Consider the following 15,003-nt stretch of genomic DNA (forward strand, 5'->3'; position numbering starts at 1 on the left):
CATAGCCGGCTAACTTACCGGAACCAAACGAAAAACAGTCTTACCGCCCTGAAGTACGGTACCAGTCTGCCCAGGTAAGGTCAAGAGCAAGACAAGTGCAAGCACTCTTGACTTTACCTGAGCGGACTGGTATTAGATAATCAAGGCGGTTAAGTTAAAATTTAATTTGCGCAAAAGTCTTGACAGTATCTCCCTTCTCCTGTTCATCCTCATTCTATCTTCACAGCATCCCTTGTGGAGCAGGTCATGTACCTGAAGCTTGATGGATCTTCCTTTGACCAGGAAGGAGAAGGGCTGGTTTCGGTATGGACCGCTACTCGCTTTTCACATACTTCGCTTCGTCTTGTTTATCTAAATGTTTAAATAGGAAGACCATAATATAGATTACTACAATAAATGAAACCACATCTGCAATTGGTGCTGAAAACAAAACACTAATCAGTCCAAATTTTATTGGGAGTAATACTATTAAAGGAACAATTAAAATAATATCACGCATAAGGGATAACACCATTGAAAGAACTGGTTTGCCCAGTGATTGTAAAAAAATACTGGTTGCTTTTTGAATGCAACATAATATAATTGTGCTTAAATAAATCTGAAATGCATGTACAGCAAATTCATTATATAATCCCTCTTCACTGCCAAATATTTTTATGATTTGTAAAGGGAAAACTTCAAAGCAAAACATAGCGATTAGCCCTACACCAAGTTCAGCTGCAATCATAATTTTGTAAATATTTTTTACACGATTATAATGATTTGCTCCGTAGTTGTATCCCACAATGGGTTGTGCTCCGGCCGCGATGCCAACCACAACGGAGATAACAATCTGGAATACTTTCATGACAATACCAACGACAGTTAGTGGTATGTCAGAACCATACTTAGATTGTGCACCATAGATAACAAGTGTATTGTTCATCACTGCCATAATAATAACGATAGAAACCTGAGTTAAAAAGCTACTAATTCCCAATGGGAAGATGTGTCTTAATATTGCCCCTCTAAGATAAAAGCTAGACTTTTTAAGGTGAAACGATTTGGTGTGAAATAAATAGTACAATACAAAAAGTGCAGATACTATTTGGCCCATAATTGTCGCCAAAGCAGCCCCCATCATGCCCCAATGTAATACAAAAATAGCAATAGGATCAAGAATTATGTTGATAATACAACCAATAAAGATAGTTATCATTGCAAACTGTGGGCTTCCATCTGCTCTGACTATTGAATTAATGGCATTGCCAAACATAAAAAAAGGAATTCCAATGATGATGTAATTAAAGTATTCTTCAGCATATTTAATATTGTTTTTCGTAGCTCCAAATCCCCATAATATATGATCTCTAAAGATAGCAAAGATTACCGTTAAAATGATACTGCATAAAATTAAAACTACTATTACATTTCCAACGCTCCTGTGTGCGTTTTTTTCATCTTTTCTGCCTTGACATATACTTAAAAATGCAGCCCCCCCATCGCCTATTAGAAGTGCAAACGCCAATGCAATTATTGTGATAGGAAAGACTACATTTGTTGCACCGTTTCCCAACATACCAACACCACGACCGATAAAGATTTGGTCTACAATGTTATAAAGCGAAGAGACCAGCAAGGAAACAATACAGGGGATAGAGAACTTTAACATAAGTTTTCCGATTGACTCCTTTACAAGATAATGATTTTTTTGATTTTCCATAAATTTCCTCCATGATATTTAAATATCTTCTCGGAGTCTTGAGCCCTTGATTTATAAGGCTTTCAGACTCTATTTTTATAAAATCACCCACTTTTTTTGCCGAAAATGCTTGACAAGTCACCAAAAATTTGCGGCAAAGACGATTAATTGTAATTTATTTTTCGACTGGAGGCGATTTTAATGTTACCTATTATTTCTGGCGGTCATTCCGCCTATCAAGATACTTTCGTATCTGACTTTCTTGCTATTTATCCCGACCCATTTGCTTTGTCAAAAAGTACATGGAACACGATTATTGAGTTCTGGTATCTGGATTTATCCCTAACCGACTCTTTGTTATTGGACTCTTATTCCAAATTTGGTCCTTCTCCTCGTCAGCCTTCTTGTATGCTGCGTTCCTATCTGCTTTCTATCAAGCTAAGAATCACTTCTATTACTCAGTGGTGTTCAAAGCTTAAAGAATGCCCTTTATACGCTATAATCAGTGGTTTCCCTGTAAATGATACTCCCGGTATCGGTACTTTTTACGACTTCTTTTCTCGCCTTTGGCAATCAGATTCAAATAATCTTTCAACCAAAAAACGACACATAAAAGAAAAGGCTAAAAAAGGTAAAAAACACGGGGATAAAACACCGCTTGGTACAAAAATGACCTGTGAAAATTTGTTACCTTTTCTTGTAAAACATCCAATTCAGAATACCCATCCATTTCAGCTTATTTTTAAGCTTTATCATCAACAGTTTTTAAATGTCTCGGTAGAAAAAGGTCTCTTAGATTCTAAACAATTGTCTGTAGCCGGTGATGGTACTCCCGTCCGAACCTCGTCACTGCTTAGGAAAAAACGTATCTGTGACTGTAAGGAAAAAGGCCTCATTAACTGTAAATGCAAGCGGCTTTTTTCCCAACCAGACTGTAATAGTGGCTGGGATTCTTCCCGGGAATGTCACTTCAATGGTTACCATCTATACATGTTTGTCGCATCTGATTCTCACAGTGATTTACCTGTTTTCCCTTTACTCGAAAGGGCTTCTAGACATGATATGCTTTCTTTCCTACACACCTTTTTCTCTATGAAATCATATCTACCTGAATTTAATGTAACGAAACTTCTGCTGGATTCTGCCATGGATGCCTATCCTCTTTACGAGTATTGCCGCAAAATGAATATCGTTCCTTTTATTGACTTAAAGAAAACAAAAGCAGATGGCACTAGTTATAAAAACGATTTCATTCTTGATTCAGATGGTGTTCCTATCTGTAAGATGGGCTTACGTATGAATCACGATGGTATTGAAATCAAAAAGCACCGTGCAAAATTCAGATGTCCAAGGGCTAACCGTAAACGTGGTTGTTTCTGCGAAACACCTTGCTCACAGGCAAAATACGGCAGAGCCGTACATGCACAGCTTAAGGATAATCCAAGAATAATTAACATACCGCCAAGAGACAGTAAGGAATGGAAAAAGGAATATGACAGAAGAACTTCTGTGGAACGCTCTAACAAACGTGAGAAAAATGATTATCTTTTAGAGGCCGGCAAGCACCGCTCCACTAAGATGTGGTACTGCCGCCTCTATGGCATCATGATGCTCCAACACCTTGATGCATGGGAAATACCTTCCGTAGAGGATTTCCAAATGTCATTTAGTAAACTCACTGCTTAATAAGTTTTTATGACATATTCATTTTAAAGCATAGCGGTTGCTATGTCTATTCCTCATACACAAAATTTCTTCTTATTCTTCCAAACCACCAGTATTAAGTTTTCAATCTACGTTAGCACCAGAAGGTACTAATTCCGAGAAGTTATTTAATAATATAGATTATTAGCAACAAAAATGGTTGTGGTTTTTTTGTGTATGGTCCTCACACAAAAAAGCTACAACCATTTATTATTGTTATTATAACATGTGTTTTTTTATCATGTAAGTAAAATTTTTACTAAAAGTTCTTTTACATAGCTGACGAAACCACCAAAAGACAACGGTATAAATTATCTATCCGCCTATCTTTACATAAAGTCCGTATGATTCAATAATTTCACTTAAGGAAGTTAGTAAATCACTGGACGGAATTTCTATTAATTGTCTTTGGGGCATATTCAGGCTCTCCAATTTGGAATCCCCTAATCGGTGATAGGGAAGTAAATTTATTTCAACCTCCTGACTTAATTGTTGTTTCACAAATTTGGAAACAGCTTCCATATTTTCATAAGAGGAATTAAAACCAGGTATAACAGGTATTCTGATTATGACGGGAATGGAAAGATCATTATAAATGTGTTTTAAATTATCAAGGATTTGTTCATTCGGCACGCCAGTCAGTTTTTTATGCGTATCTGAATCCATATGCTTGATATCATAAAGAGCCAGATTGATATTTTTAAATACAAAATCAATTATATCTCTTGATGCAAATCCACTTGTTTCGATTGCGGTATGAATTCCATTTTGCTGGGATACATAACAGAGCGAAGAGACGAATTCAGGATGTATTAGGGCCTCACCGCCGCTAACCGTTACCCCACCTCCGGATTCAATAAGAAATAATTTATCAGAGGCTACCTTTTGAAATACCTCATCAACAGACAGATAGGAACCAACCAATTCTCTGGCACCAGTCGGACATACCTGAACGCATTTGCCGCAGTTTGTGCATATGCTTCTGTCCGTAAATGGAAAGGATGTAGAATCTGATGAACTGATCGCTTCGTTCGGACAGGATGGGACACAAAGATTACAGTGTGTACATTTAGAGGAATAAAACATTAATTGTGGGTCACTTCTGTGCGATTCCGGATTCTGACACCATAAACATCGAAGAGGACAACCTTTTAAAAATACTGTAGTACGTATGCCTGGCCCATCATGAATACAAAAGGACTGTATATTAAATACCGGTGCTGTTAATTGTGTGTCTATCTTCATAAAACCATCCCCTTACTATAATTAATTTATTTTAATTCATTATTTTTCTATATAGTATCAGTTTATCCATTATTAATATATAATCAATATGATTTTATTAATATGGTCAAATATAACAATAAAGTGTGCAAAGTGTTTAGAATTTAGTGGGGGAGTATGTATATAGTTGTTCCTATGCTGATTTGTGTATATAATTTTTATTAGAAAGAGTATATATTTCAGCGATTTATATACCTATACGTAAATTAGCGTAACATACTGATTAGCAGTATCAAATACAAACAGACAGAAAGGAATGAGTTATATGATGACAAAACGAGTAAATAAGATGATAGAAAGTCTTCGCATTAATCAATATCCATTGTGCGTGGAACAATTTCGTCTGGCAAATGAATCATTAGAAAAAACGGGAGGTCAACCAATGCTGCTTAGAAGGTCTAAGCTGCATGCCCATGTACTGGACAATATTAATGTTTTTATTGAAGAGGATGATTTACTTTGCGGCTCTGGTGCAAGTAAGCCATTTGGACTTGAAATGCAGTATGAATATGGGGTATGGACGAGAGAAGAGGTAGAATCCTTAAAAAGCGAAATATATACCATAGCACCCGAAGATGAAGAAGAATTATACCGCCTGAATGATAAGTTCAGCAAAAATTCTTTGAATAGCAATTTGATTGAAGCAATGGGAAAATCACTGGGGGAAAATGAACGCTTGTGGCCATTTATGAAGTCAGGTTGTATTCTTCCGCCCTGGAAGGATAAAAAAGGTGGTTCGGGTGGTGGCTTTGCAATGTCAGGATATGGTCTTGGACCGGGATTTTCTCTTGTGTGTATTGATTATTCCCGTATTTTGCAGGAAGGTGCCAAAAGCATTATAAATGAAGCAAAAGAATGCTTAAATAATCTGCGGTATGATTCTACTGATAGTATTGAAAAACGCAACTATTGGGAAGGGGTTATCATCGTTTTTGAGGCGTGGGTTCGCTTTGCAAAAAGATATGCAGCTATGGCAGAAAAAATGGCATCAGAGGAAAAGGATGAAGCCCGTAAAGCAGAATTACTGGAAATGGCAAGAGTATGTAACAAGGTGCCGTATGAACCGGCAGAAACCTTTTATGAGGCATTGCAGTCCTTCTGGTTTACATTTCTTTTAGTATGTCCGTCTCCGACTTCTACGGCAGGCCGTTTTGATCAGTATATGTATCCGTTTTATAAGAAAGATATCGAAGAAGGAAGAATATCTGACGATAAGGTTCTGGAATTATTAGAGATTATGCGCTGCAAGGTTATGAAGATCAACCGTGTGTCAGGTAAGGCGAACAGAGCAAAAAATTCTGGTATGGCAAAATGGTATAACTGGACAATTGGCGGACAAAAAGCAGATGGAAGCGATGCAACCAATGAATTGTCCTACCTTTTACTGGAAGCAGCAATCGAAACTCATTTACCCCACCATACCATTACGCTTCGTGTTCATGCAGGTACTCCGGAAAAGATAATGACAAAGGCGTTAGAATGTGTGAAAAGCGGAATTGGTCTGCCGGCATTTATCGGAGACAAAAGCTTTATTAACTTCTTTGTGAACCAGAGTGAGACTAATCGGCTAACTGTGGAGGAAGCCAGAGATTATGTTCCGACGGGCTGTGTAGATGGGAATATTCCAGGCATTACCCGTACTCAGGTTGCTACCTTTTTTGTTGTTCCGCAAGCTATGGATATATGTATGCACAATGGGGTGTGCCGGTATACCAATGAGATGGTAGGAAAATCCTTTGGTGATGTGACTAAGATGGACACCTTCGAAGAATTTAAGCATGCAGTGTTTGAAGAAACAAGATATTTAATGACAATGGCAAATGAAAGAATTAATGTAGAGTTAATTACAGAAAGAGAGCTTTTCCCTGATGTATTTCGTTCTGCACTCATGAAGGATGGAGTAAAAGAAGGAAAGGATATGTATAACCGAAGATTTTCGTTTGAAAATGGTGCCGTACTTGGTGCAGTTGGCGGGGTTAATACAGGAAACTCTCTCTATGCGATAAAGAGGCTTGTTTATGATCAAAAGAAGTATTCTATGAAGCAGCTGATTGAGGCGCTTGATGCAAATTGGATTGGTTATGAAAAAATGCAGCAGGATTTTAAAACACAGGATAAATATGGTAACAATATTACGGAAGTGGATCAGATGGTTGCAGAGGTATATAAAACACATGCAGACGTTTGCTTAAGTCTTCCTTGTGCTTATGGAGATACGCTAAAACCGAATGCGATATCCATCTCTGCACATCAGCCGGGTGGAGAATGTACCGGTGCTACTGCAGATGGAAGAAAGGGAGGAGAAATTCTTGCAGATGCGTCTCTTTCACCAGAGCATGGAACCGATAAGAGCGGACCGTTGGCAGCTTTTATGAGTGCCATGAAAGTAAATCAGGATGCATACCAGGGAACCTTAATGAACATGAAGATTCTTCCGGACAATATGAAAACAGAAAATGATTTGAAAAAGCTGGGCTCCATGATCAAAACATATTTGACAAATGGAGGCAAGCATATTCAGTTCAATATCATCAATCAAGAGGAAATGCTGGATGCAAAAGAGCATCCTCAAAGCCACTCGGATCTTGTAGTTCGTGTTGCAGGTTACAGTGCGTATTTTACAAAGCTGACTACACAAATACAAGACGAAGTAATAGAACGTACCAGCCATACAATGGATTGATTTGAAAAAGTCAGATAGAAATTAATAGAGAGAGATAATAAAAGGATTGAGACCTGTATGAAACAGAGCTCAATCCTTTTGTAGGTTGCGTCATAATTGACAAAAATGCCATATCAATGCATGGACTGCTTTTCGTTAAATTTAAATATCATGGTATAATGTTCTTTAAAATACTTAGAGGTTAAATTGTCTCCTGTCAGGCTAAACAGATTCACATATCCGTTTAGGATATCATAGGAAGCAGCATTAATATTAGTAAGGAGAGGTATAAAATCGTTCTCAGGAATCCAAAAGCCATCGTTTTCAAGTTTGGTTTTTTCTGATATCTTTTTTGATACATAATCTTCGACTATTATATCGCTGTCAGTACTGATAGCAAGAATATGAAGCCTTCTTTTTGCTTTTAACTGTGTATCGAAAAACGCTTTGATTGCCTGTTGGGTTTCAGGTTTTTCGCCGTATTCACCGGTTGTATTGCCATAAAGGAACGTTAAAGCCTCCACCTTGTTCAATGCTTCAAAGGTTCTTAATGACTGTTTAAAGGCTATATTGATGGTATTCATACCATGGCCGCCAAATAAAGCAATAGGCGGAACGGAAGGGTTGGCGTAATTTACAGGAGAAGCAAAGGAAGCCTCTTGTAATTTACGGTCAAAATATTCATTTGCCGGTGTACAGCCATTTTCTTTATATTCTCTTAATACCTTAAGACCTTTACCAGGTCCGCTAAAGCCAATTACTTCAGAGCTGGGAGAATATTCTCCATCAGTCATCAAAACCCGATCCGCCTGGAGCGCTGGAGAAAATTGAAATTCGTCGGCAATATCTTTCCCCATATAAAGTAAATCTGACCAGGCAAATCCGGCTGCCGCCGCTTGGATTCGGCTGGAATATTCCAGATTACCACCGACATTACCTTCAAGAATTGGCAAATCTCCGGTCATTGCAGTCATAAGGGTGGTATTACCGCCCAAAGAGAATCCATACATACCAAATCGTTCCGGATCAATACCAAAGGAGGCAGCATTGGCTCTTAAATAACGAATTGCACCTTTTGCATCATTGATATAATCAGGAAATTTATTCGGTGGATAATTCCTGACATCAATTGCAGCAATGGCATAACCATTTTCATACATCGTAAGCAACTGTGACGGAAGATATGCATAAGGGCTTCCATAACCATGAATGTATATAATGCAAGGCATAGTATCAGAAAGACGCTGTGTGAATACATCCAGGTAAAGTTTCTTGTATCCGGGAACAAAAAGCGTGTAATCACGTGACGAAACTTTTTCTATTGCTACTAATTTCTTTCGAAATGCTGGAAATGGGTGCAGAATTTCGTTCTCCATACTGCTTTCTGGCATACCGGGAATTCTAAGAGGAGCTCCCATGGGATGAAAGATCATGTTTCCTTCATCAAACACGACGTCATTTCCTTTGATCGTATAAGAGTCTGAATTTTTGAATTTATGCCAGTATCCATCGGTATAAAGGTAAGTGTTTTCGTTAAATGCATAAAGTACAGCAGGAGAAGTGCCGCCTTTTTGTGTAGCTGTACCTCTGTAAGTCTGATTTGATTGCTCCAAAAATGGAATACTGATAAAGGAAGCATATTCACCTCCTGTATATAGCACAAGCTCTGGTGATCCGTTCTTGTACATATTGTGCTGGTAAGCGGCCTTATTAGAACAAGTAACAGTAAAGCGTATACGGCTATTCGGCGCAAAATGATAAGCGATCGGATCAATTGCAAATTTAATATGAGTAGGCTGATTGAGTCCTTCGTGAAGGCAGTGTGACACATCAGCAGACATACTGGTATGCCAGGCAGCGCCCATCTTCTCCCATGCAGGATTAAAACCTGTGGTTCTGTGGGAAGCGCGCATAATGCCATCCTTAATGTAATGTGATGTACCATCTGGAAGAATTTCTTCCAAATATACAATAAAATCAACATCATTGCTGGAGCAGGATACCCACAGATCAACAGAAACACATCCAGCCATTTCATTTAAGTAATAGGGGAAAAGAGGAGCTGAAGTAAAGGTTAATCCCTTTTGATCAACCTCTTCGGCCATATTGCCATTCCAGAAAAGCTCGCTTCGATTGTAGTGGCTGATGCCATTTTCGTCCATGAAAACAGATATGTCATCATTTACCTGATAAGTAATAGAATCTGCGGCATCTGAAAAGTTAAGACTTAAAGTGCCATCATAGGCGGAAGAAATGGTATTGGAGGAATCCGGTGAAAGATATAACTTTGTGCGTACTTCATTTTCTGGAGGCCAGCTTTCAGAAAAGCGCCATTCATTTCCTGCTTCGGCATGAAACATGTAGTAAGTGACAGCTGGTGCGTTCTCAAAACCATTGTTGATCCCTTTTAAAACATAATCATACCAGCGGTTATAAGATTGCAGCATGTTGACAGTACCATTAGGAAAATCGGATATTCCAATTAAAGAACCAAAATGGGTCCATGGACCAAGACAGACAGTTCCTCCAAAATCAATAAAATGTGCAAGTTGTCCCAAAGTTCCTGATTCAAGCTCGCCAATGTATTGATGCTGCTTAATGGGATAGTTATGATAAAATTTATTTAACTTGCCAAAAGGAGGCAATGTCAGATTGGTTTTTTCATTATGATAGTCTGGATGCTCAGAATCCCGATTCATATCTTCAAGAAAAAGTGTTTCGAAAAAATTCTTATTATTATCATAATGAAAGTTTGTATAAGCTTCATAAGCCATTGAGCCGTTAGTATCTTCATCCACGGGTACTGCTGTTTTTAAGAATTCTTCCTTTGAAAGCATGTGGTCTGGCTTAGGAAGCTTTATATTTGGTACAGCAGATACTCCGTTGGGATAATTCTGATAGTAGAAATCAGAAACTGCTACAACGGGAGTAAGGGCAGTTATATTAGACGGATATAGTGCCAAAGCACAGAGCTGAATGTAGGCACGGTTTGAGCACCCAAGCATCCCTATTTTATCGGAACACCAATCCTGAGCTGCGATCCAATCCGTAGCGCTGATTAAATCCTTACAATGTTCAAGGCTTCCAAAGCTGTCATTGATGCCATACGAAACGCCGCAGCCTCTTAGCTCTAAAACGACAAATATATAACCAAATGCCACTAAATCATAACCTAGCTTGATTTCCACATCTTCCATATTTCTGCGGTTGGTTCTTGATGCAAGTAATATAACTGGAAACTGTTCAGAAGCAATTTTGTTGTTTAATATAGGAAATGTTATATCAATTGCCAGCTTTGTTCCATCATAACTGTTAATATATTGCGATTTTGTTTTAGACTCAGCATATAGTGGGAAAGAATATTCCTTATATGAAAATGGTAATGATTCTTTGTTATAGTTATGGGTGATCATATAATTAACCTCCTTTTGTTATACTTATAAATACCGCAAATACTATGCCAATTTTTGCGAATTAAAATAATGAAAATGGAAAAATTACACTGATTTATTACATTTACCACATTATAATAAAAATATTTATTAGTCGATAGTTAATAAGAAATAACTTAAAAATACTATTATATCGGCCTAGTGTACACGATATACATTATTGTATATTGATTCATCATTTCATAATGAAATGATGATAATGAAATGAAAATTCATTTTGGAACAAAAACACACAATGAAACGATGCGGGGATGCTAATAATATTCAAAACAATGTGAGAAATACAAAGGAAAGAAGATAGAGTCTATCTGATTGTGTTATAAGTATATGATAAGTAAAATGTTATTTGCATTATTATTTTTTGTAGATGAATAAATTGGCATATAAATTGCGTTATCATATTGTATAAGAGTTTGATAAAGAAAGGAGAAAAAATGGTTAGATTTATATTAAAAAGGATTCTTTGGCTCATACCAATCATCTTAGGTGTAACATTTTTTGTTTTTACTATAATGTATTTCACTCCTGGTGATCCGGTTCGATTAATGTTGGGAGCCAATGCAACAGAACAACAAATCCAGATGCAGAGAGATGCACTGGGGTTAAACGATCCGTTTCTTGTACGATTTGTGAATTATTTAAAGGAGGTATTTGTAAATTTTGATTTTGGTACTTCTTATCAGACAAAACAAAGTGTTACGGAACAGATTTTCTTAAGATTTCCATATACCCTAAGAATCGCATTGATAAGTGTATTTTTAGCGGCGTTGATTGGAATTCCAGTGGGAGTTCTCGCTGCAACTCATCAATATTCATGGAAAGATAACCTCTCTATGTTTGGTTCTTTGTTTTGTGTTTCTATGCCAAGCTTTTGGTTTGCATTGATCTTGGTAATGATATTTGCACAAAAACTTGGCTGGCTTCCTTCCTCGGGTATCAAATCATGGACTGGCTATATATTGCCTTGTGTATCCTGTGCGTTAGGAGGTGCAGCCGGAATCGCAAGGCAGACAAGGTCTAGTATGTTGGAGGTCATCCGTCAGGATTATATCACAACTGCAAGAGCAAAAGGGCAAAAGGAAGTGAAGGTTATTTATGGACATGCACTAAAAAATGCTTTAATACCGATAATTATGACAATTGGTAATATGATTGGTGCTTCTCTTGGTGGTGCATTGATTGCAGAAACTATTTTTTCCATACCGGGAATGGGTGTATTTATGATGAACGGAATAGCACAAAGAGATTATCCTGTTGTTCAAGGAGGGGTATTGTTCATTTCGGTATGTTTTTGTCTATGTATGTTGTTGGTAGATATTGTATTTGCCTTTGTGGATCCAAGAATACGTTCCCAATATAAAAGTGCAAATAAGAAGAGAAAAAGAAAGGGTATATAAAACTCATGGCTGCTATAAATAAAAAAAGACATAAGTCACATTTTAAGGAAGTTATGGCAAGACTAGCCAAAAATAAACTTGCAATGGCTGGTATGGTTATTATTCTTTTACTCATTTCCATTGCGCTGCTGGCACCGATTATTGCTCCATATAATTATGCGGCTCAGGACTTAAAATCAACCTATGCTGCACCAAGTAGTACACACTTACTTGGAACTGACAAATTAGGAAGGGATATTTTAAGCAGATTAATATACGGAACAAGACAGTCTTTGAAAATTGGTATGCTTTCTGTGGCCATTGCCTCCGTACTAGGAACAATAGTAGGATCTATCGCAGGTTTTTATGGCGGGAAGATCGATAATATCCTAATGAGAATTCTGGATATCTATCAGTCAATACCAGGTATGCTTTTATCCATTGCGCTTGCTGCTTCTTTAGGACCTGGAATCAACAACGCAATCATTGCAATCGGTATTTCTACTATTCCTGCTTATGCCAGAATTATCAGAGCTTCGATTATGACGGTAAGAGAGAAGGAATTTATTGAAGCTGCAATTGCTATTAATGCCAGTGATTTTCGTATTATTACCAAACATGTTCTACCTAATGCAATCTCTCCTTTGATCGTAGAGATTACAATGAATATTGGAAATTCCATCCTGGCAGCGGCAACGCTTAGCTTTATTGGATTGGGGGCACAGCCACCATCACCAGAATGGGGAGCTATGCTGGTAGAGGGAAGAAACTACATGAGAGATTATGGCTATTTGGTAATTTATCCAGGCATTTGCATTATGACCAGTGTTTTATCCTTTAATATGCTGGGAGATGGTTTGAGAGATGCGTTGGATCCCCGGTTGAAGAATTAAGGAGACAGAGAAATGAGTGATAAGAATAGTTTATTAGATATTAACAATTTAGTTGTTGAATATGTGACTGATAAAAAAGTTGTAAAAGCGGTAAATGGTGTTTCCTTTACAATAAACAAAGGAGAGACACTGGGACTTGTCGGTGAAACAGGAGCCGGTAAAACTACAATTGCAAAGTCCGTTATGAGAATTCTTCCGGATCCACCGGCAAAGATTAAAAGCGGTGAGATTTTATTCGAAGAATCGGATATTATGAAGCTATCGGAACATAAAATGCGCAGAATCAGAGGAAATAAAATATCCATGATATTTCAGGATCCTATGACTGCATTAAATCCAATTATGACAGTAGGCAAACAGATTGCCGAGACAATTGGACTGCATGAAAAAATGTCTAGTGCCGAGGCAGAAATAAAAGCGATCAATATGCTTGAAATGGTTGGAATTCCAGGTGAAAGATTCTCTGAGTATCCCCACCAGTTTTCCGGGGGGATGAAACAGAGAGTGGTGATTGCCATGGCACTGGCCTGCCAGCCGGAACTGTTACTGGCAGATGAACCTACGACCGCATTGGATGTGACGATTCAGGCACAGGTTCTTGATATGATGGACAACCTAAAGAAGGAACTCAATACCGCTGTTTTAATGATCACTCATGACCTTGGTGTTGTAGCGGGGATGTGCGATAAGGTTGCGATTGTATATGCAGGTGAAATTGTGGAATATGGTACGACAATAGATGTGTTTGACCATCCAGGTCATCCGTATACCAGAGGACTTTTTGATTCCCTTCCTAAATTAGATTCGAATGAAAAACGACTCAAACCGATCAGGGGTATGATGCCCGATCCGACAGAGCTGCCAGAAGGCTGTAAATTTTATGAAAGATGTCCATATGCGGTTGCTGCATGTAAAACGGAGAGGAACAGGGATACTGAATTAGGAAATGGACACTATATTAAGTGTGATAGGATGAAAGAGGTATGATATGGCAACAATATTAGAAGTCAGGAATTTAAAAAAATATTTTAGTACTCCTAAAGGTGAATTGCATGCGGTAGATGATATCAGCTTTAAAATAGAAAAAGGAAAGACCCTTGGTGTTGTTGGAGAATCCGGATGCGGGAAATCGACTTTGGGCAGAACGATTTTGCATTTATTAGACAGTACGGATGGACAGATTTTATTTGAGGGTCAGGATGTAACTCATTTAAAGAAGAAGGAGTTAAAAATACTGAGAGAAAAAATGCAGATTATTTTCCAGGACCCGTTTGCGTCATTAAATCCAAGAATGAGTGTCCGGGAAACCATAAAGGAACCCTTGATTTTAAGAGGCGGTATGAAAGAAGAGACAATGGAGGAAGAAACAGAAAAGCTTATGGAAACGGTAGGGATTGCAAACAGATTGGCAGATTCTTATCCTCATGAGCTGGACGGAGGCAGAAGACAAAGGATAGGAATTGCAAGAGCCTTGGCATTAAATCCCCAATTTATATTATGTGATGAACCAGTCTCAGCCCTAGATGTTTCCATTCAGGCTCAGATTTTAAATTTGATGATGGATTTGCAGGAAGAGAGAAATCTAACTTATATTTTTGTAACCCATGATCTGTCCGTAGTAAAGTATATATCGGACGAGATTATGGTAATGTATCTGGGACAGATGGTTGAAAAAGCCCCGGCGGATGAACTGTTTGCAAATCCTTTACATCCTTACACAAAGGCCTTGCTATCAGCAATTCCGATTCCGGATGTACATGCAAAGAAACAACGTATACTTTTAAAAGGTGAAATTACATCTCCAATCAATCCAAAGCCGGGATGCCGTTTTGCAGCAAGATGCAATTATGTTACAGAAGAATGCCTAAAAGAACAACGTGTCAGAGAAATAAGTAAGAATCATTTTGTATTCTGCCATATGGTAGAAGATAATGATAAATAACACAAAAAG

General features: G+C 37.9%; 9 protein-coding genes. 6 read left to right on the forward strand and 3 right to left on the reverse strand.

Annotation, left to right across the window (positions count from 1 at the left end; all coding sequences use genetic code 11):
* Nucleotides 1–313: 313 nt before the first annotated feature.
* Nucleotides 314–1,702, reverse strand: a complete 1,389-nt coding sequence (locus EFT72_RS11620; RefSeq protein ID WP_124067089.1) for an MATE family efflux transporter — start codon at nt 1,700–1,702, stop codon at nt 314–316.
* 180 nt (nt 1,703–1,882) lie between these two features.
* On the opposite strand from EFT72_RS11620, the gene EFT72_RS11625 reads away from it, so the two are divergent.
* Entirely contained in the window at nt 1,883–3,367 is a 1,485-nt protein-coding gene (locus EFT72_RS11625; RefSeq protein WP_124067090.1) for a hypothetical protein, read from the forward strand.
* A 333-nt stretch (nt 3,368–3,700) separates the two neighbouring features.
* On the opposite strand, the gene EFT72_RS11630 is transcribed toward EFT72_RS11625, so the two are convergent.
* Nucleotides 3,701–4,630 (reverse strand): glycyl-radical enzyme activating protein, encoded by a 930-nt coding sequence (locus EFT72_RS11630; RefSeq protein ID WP_124067091.1) that lies wholly within the window; start codon nt 4,628–4,630, stop codon nt 3,701–3,703.
* 304 nt (nt 4,631–4,934) lie between these two features.
* On the opposite strand from EFT72_RS11630, the gene EFT72_RS11635 reads away from it, so the two are divergent.
* Nucleotides 4,935–7,352, forward strand: a complete 2,418-nt coding sequence (locus EFT72_RS11635; protein WP_164473138.1) for a pyruvate formate lyase family protein — start codon at nt 4,935–4,937, stop codon at nt 7,350–7,352.
* A gap of 113 nt (nt 7,353–7,465) precedes the next feature.
* Here EFT72_RS11635 and EFT72_RS11640 read toward each other — a convergent pair whose 3' ends face one another.
* Nucleotides 7,466–10,744, reverse strand: coding sequence for a CocE/NonD family hydrolase (locus EFT72_RS11640; RefSeq protein WP_124067093.1), 3,279 nt, complete (start codon nt 10,742–10,744; stop codon nt 7,466–7,468).
* A gap of 473 nt (nt 10,745–11,217) precedes the next feature.
* Between EFT72_RS11640 and EFT72_RS11645 the strand changes: the two genes are divergently transcribed.
* From EFT72_RS11645 to EFT72_RS11660, 4 genes are read left to right on the forward strand one after another with little or no spacing between them, the layout of a single operon-like run.
* Nucleotides 11,218–12,180, forward strand: coding sequence for an ABC transporter permease (locus tag EFT72_RS11645; protein WP_124067094.1), 963 nt, complete (start codon nt 11,218–11,220; stop codon nt 12,178–12,180).
* Between the two features lie 5 nt (nt 12,181–12,185).
* Nucleotides 12,186–13,052, forward strand: a complete 867-nt coding sequence (locus EFT72_RS11650) for an ABC transporter permease (protein ID WP_124067095.1) — start codon at nt 12,186–12,188, stop codon at nt 13,050–13,052.
* A gap of 12 nt (nt 13,053–13,064) precedes the next feature.
* Nucleotides 13,065–14,039 carry an ABC transporter ATP-binding protein gene (locus tag EFT72_RS11655; RefSeq protein ID WP_124067096.1) on the forward strand — a complete coding sequence of 325 codons (975 nt, stop codon included), beginning with the start codon at nt 13,065–13,067 and terminating at the stop codon, nt 14,037–14,039.
* 1 nt (nt 14,040) lies between these two features.
* Nucleotides 14,041–14,994, forward strand: a complete 954-nt coding sequence (locus tag EFT72_RS11660; protein WP_124067097.1) for an oligopeptide/dipeptide ABC transporter ATP-binding protein — start codon at nt 14,041–14,043, stop codon at nt 14,992–14,994.
* Nucleotides 14,995–15,003 lie beyond the last annotated feature (9 nt).

Origin of the sequence: Clostridium sp. E02, from assembly GCF_003833015.1 — a bacterium.
Lineage (GTDB): Bacteria > Bacillota > Clostridia > Lachnospirales > Lachnospiraceae > Lacrimispora.

What these genes read in the sequence shown, in the direction of transcription:
- EFT72_RS11640 (WP_124067093.1), bottom strand. Translation starts at nt 10,744, where the DNA reads ATGATCACCCATAACTATAACAAAGAATCATTACCATTTTCATATAAG.
- EFT72_RS11620 (WP_124067089.1), bottom strand. Translation starts at nt 1,702, where the DNA reads ATGGAAAATCAAAAAAATCATTATCTTGTAAAGGAGTCAATCGGAAAA.
- EFT72_RS11630 (WP_124067091.1), bottom strand. Translation starts at nt 4,630, where the DNA reads ATGAAGATAGACACACAATTAACAGCACCGGTATTTAATATACAGTCC.
- EFT72_RS11645 (WP_124067094.1), top strand. Translation starts at nt 11,218, where the DNA reads ATGGTTAGATTTATATTAAAAAGGATTCTTTGGCTCATACCAATCATC.
- EFT72_RS11650 (WP_124067095.1), top strand. Translation starts at nt 12,186, where the DNA reads ATGGCTGCTATAAATAAAAAAAGACATAAGTCACATTTTAAGGAAGTT.
- EFT72_RS11625 (WP_124067090.1), top strand. Translation starts at nt 1,883, where the DNA reads ATGTTACCTATTATTTCTGGCGGTCATTCCGCCTATCAAGATACTTTC.
- EFT72_RS11635 (WP_164473138.1), top strand. Translation starts at nt 4,935, where the DNA reads ATGATGACAAAACGAGTAAATAAGATGATAGAAAGTCTTCGCATTAAT.
- EFT72_RS11655 (WP_124067096.1), top strand. Translation starts at nt 13,065, where the DNA reads ATGAGTGATAAGAATAGTTTATTAGATATTAACAATTTAGTTGTTGAA.
- EFT72_RS11660 (WP_124067097.1), top strand. Translation starts at nt 14,041, where the DNA reads ATGGCAACAATATTAGAAGTCAGGAATTTAAAAAAATATTTTAGTACT.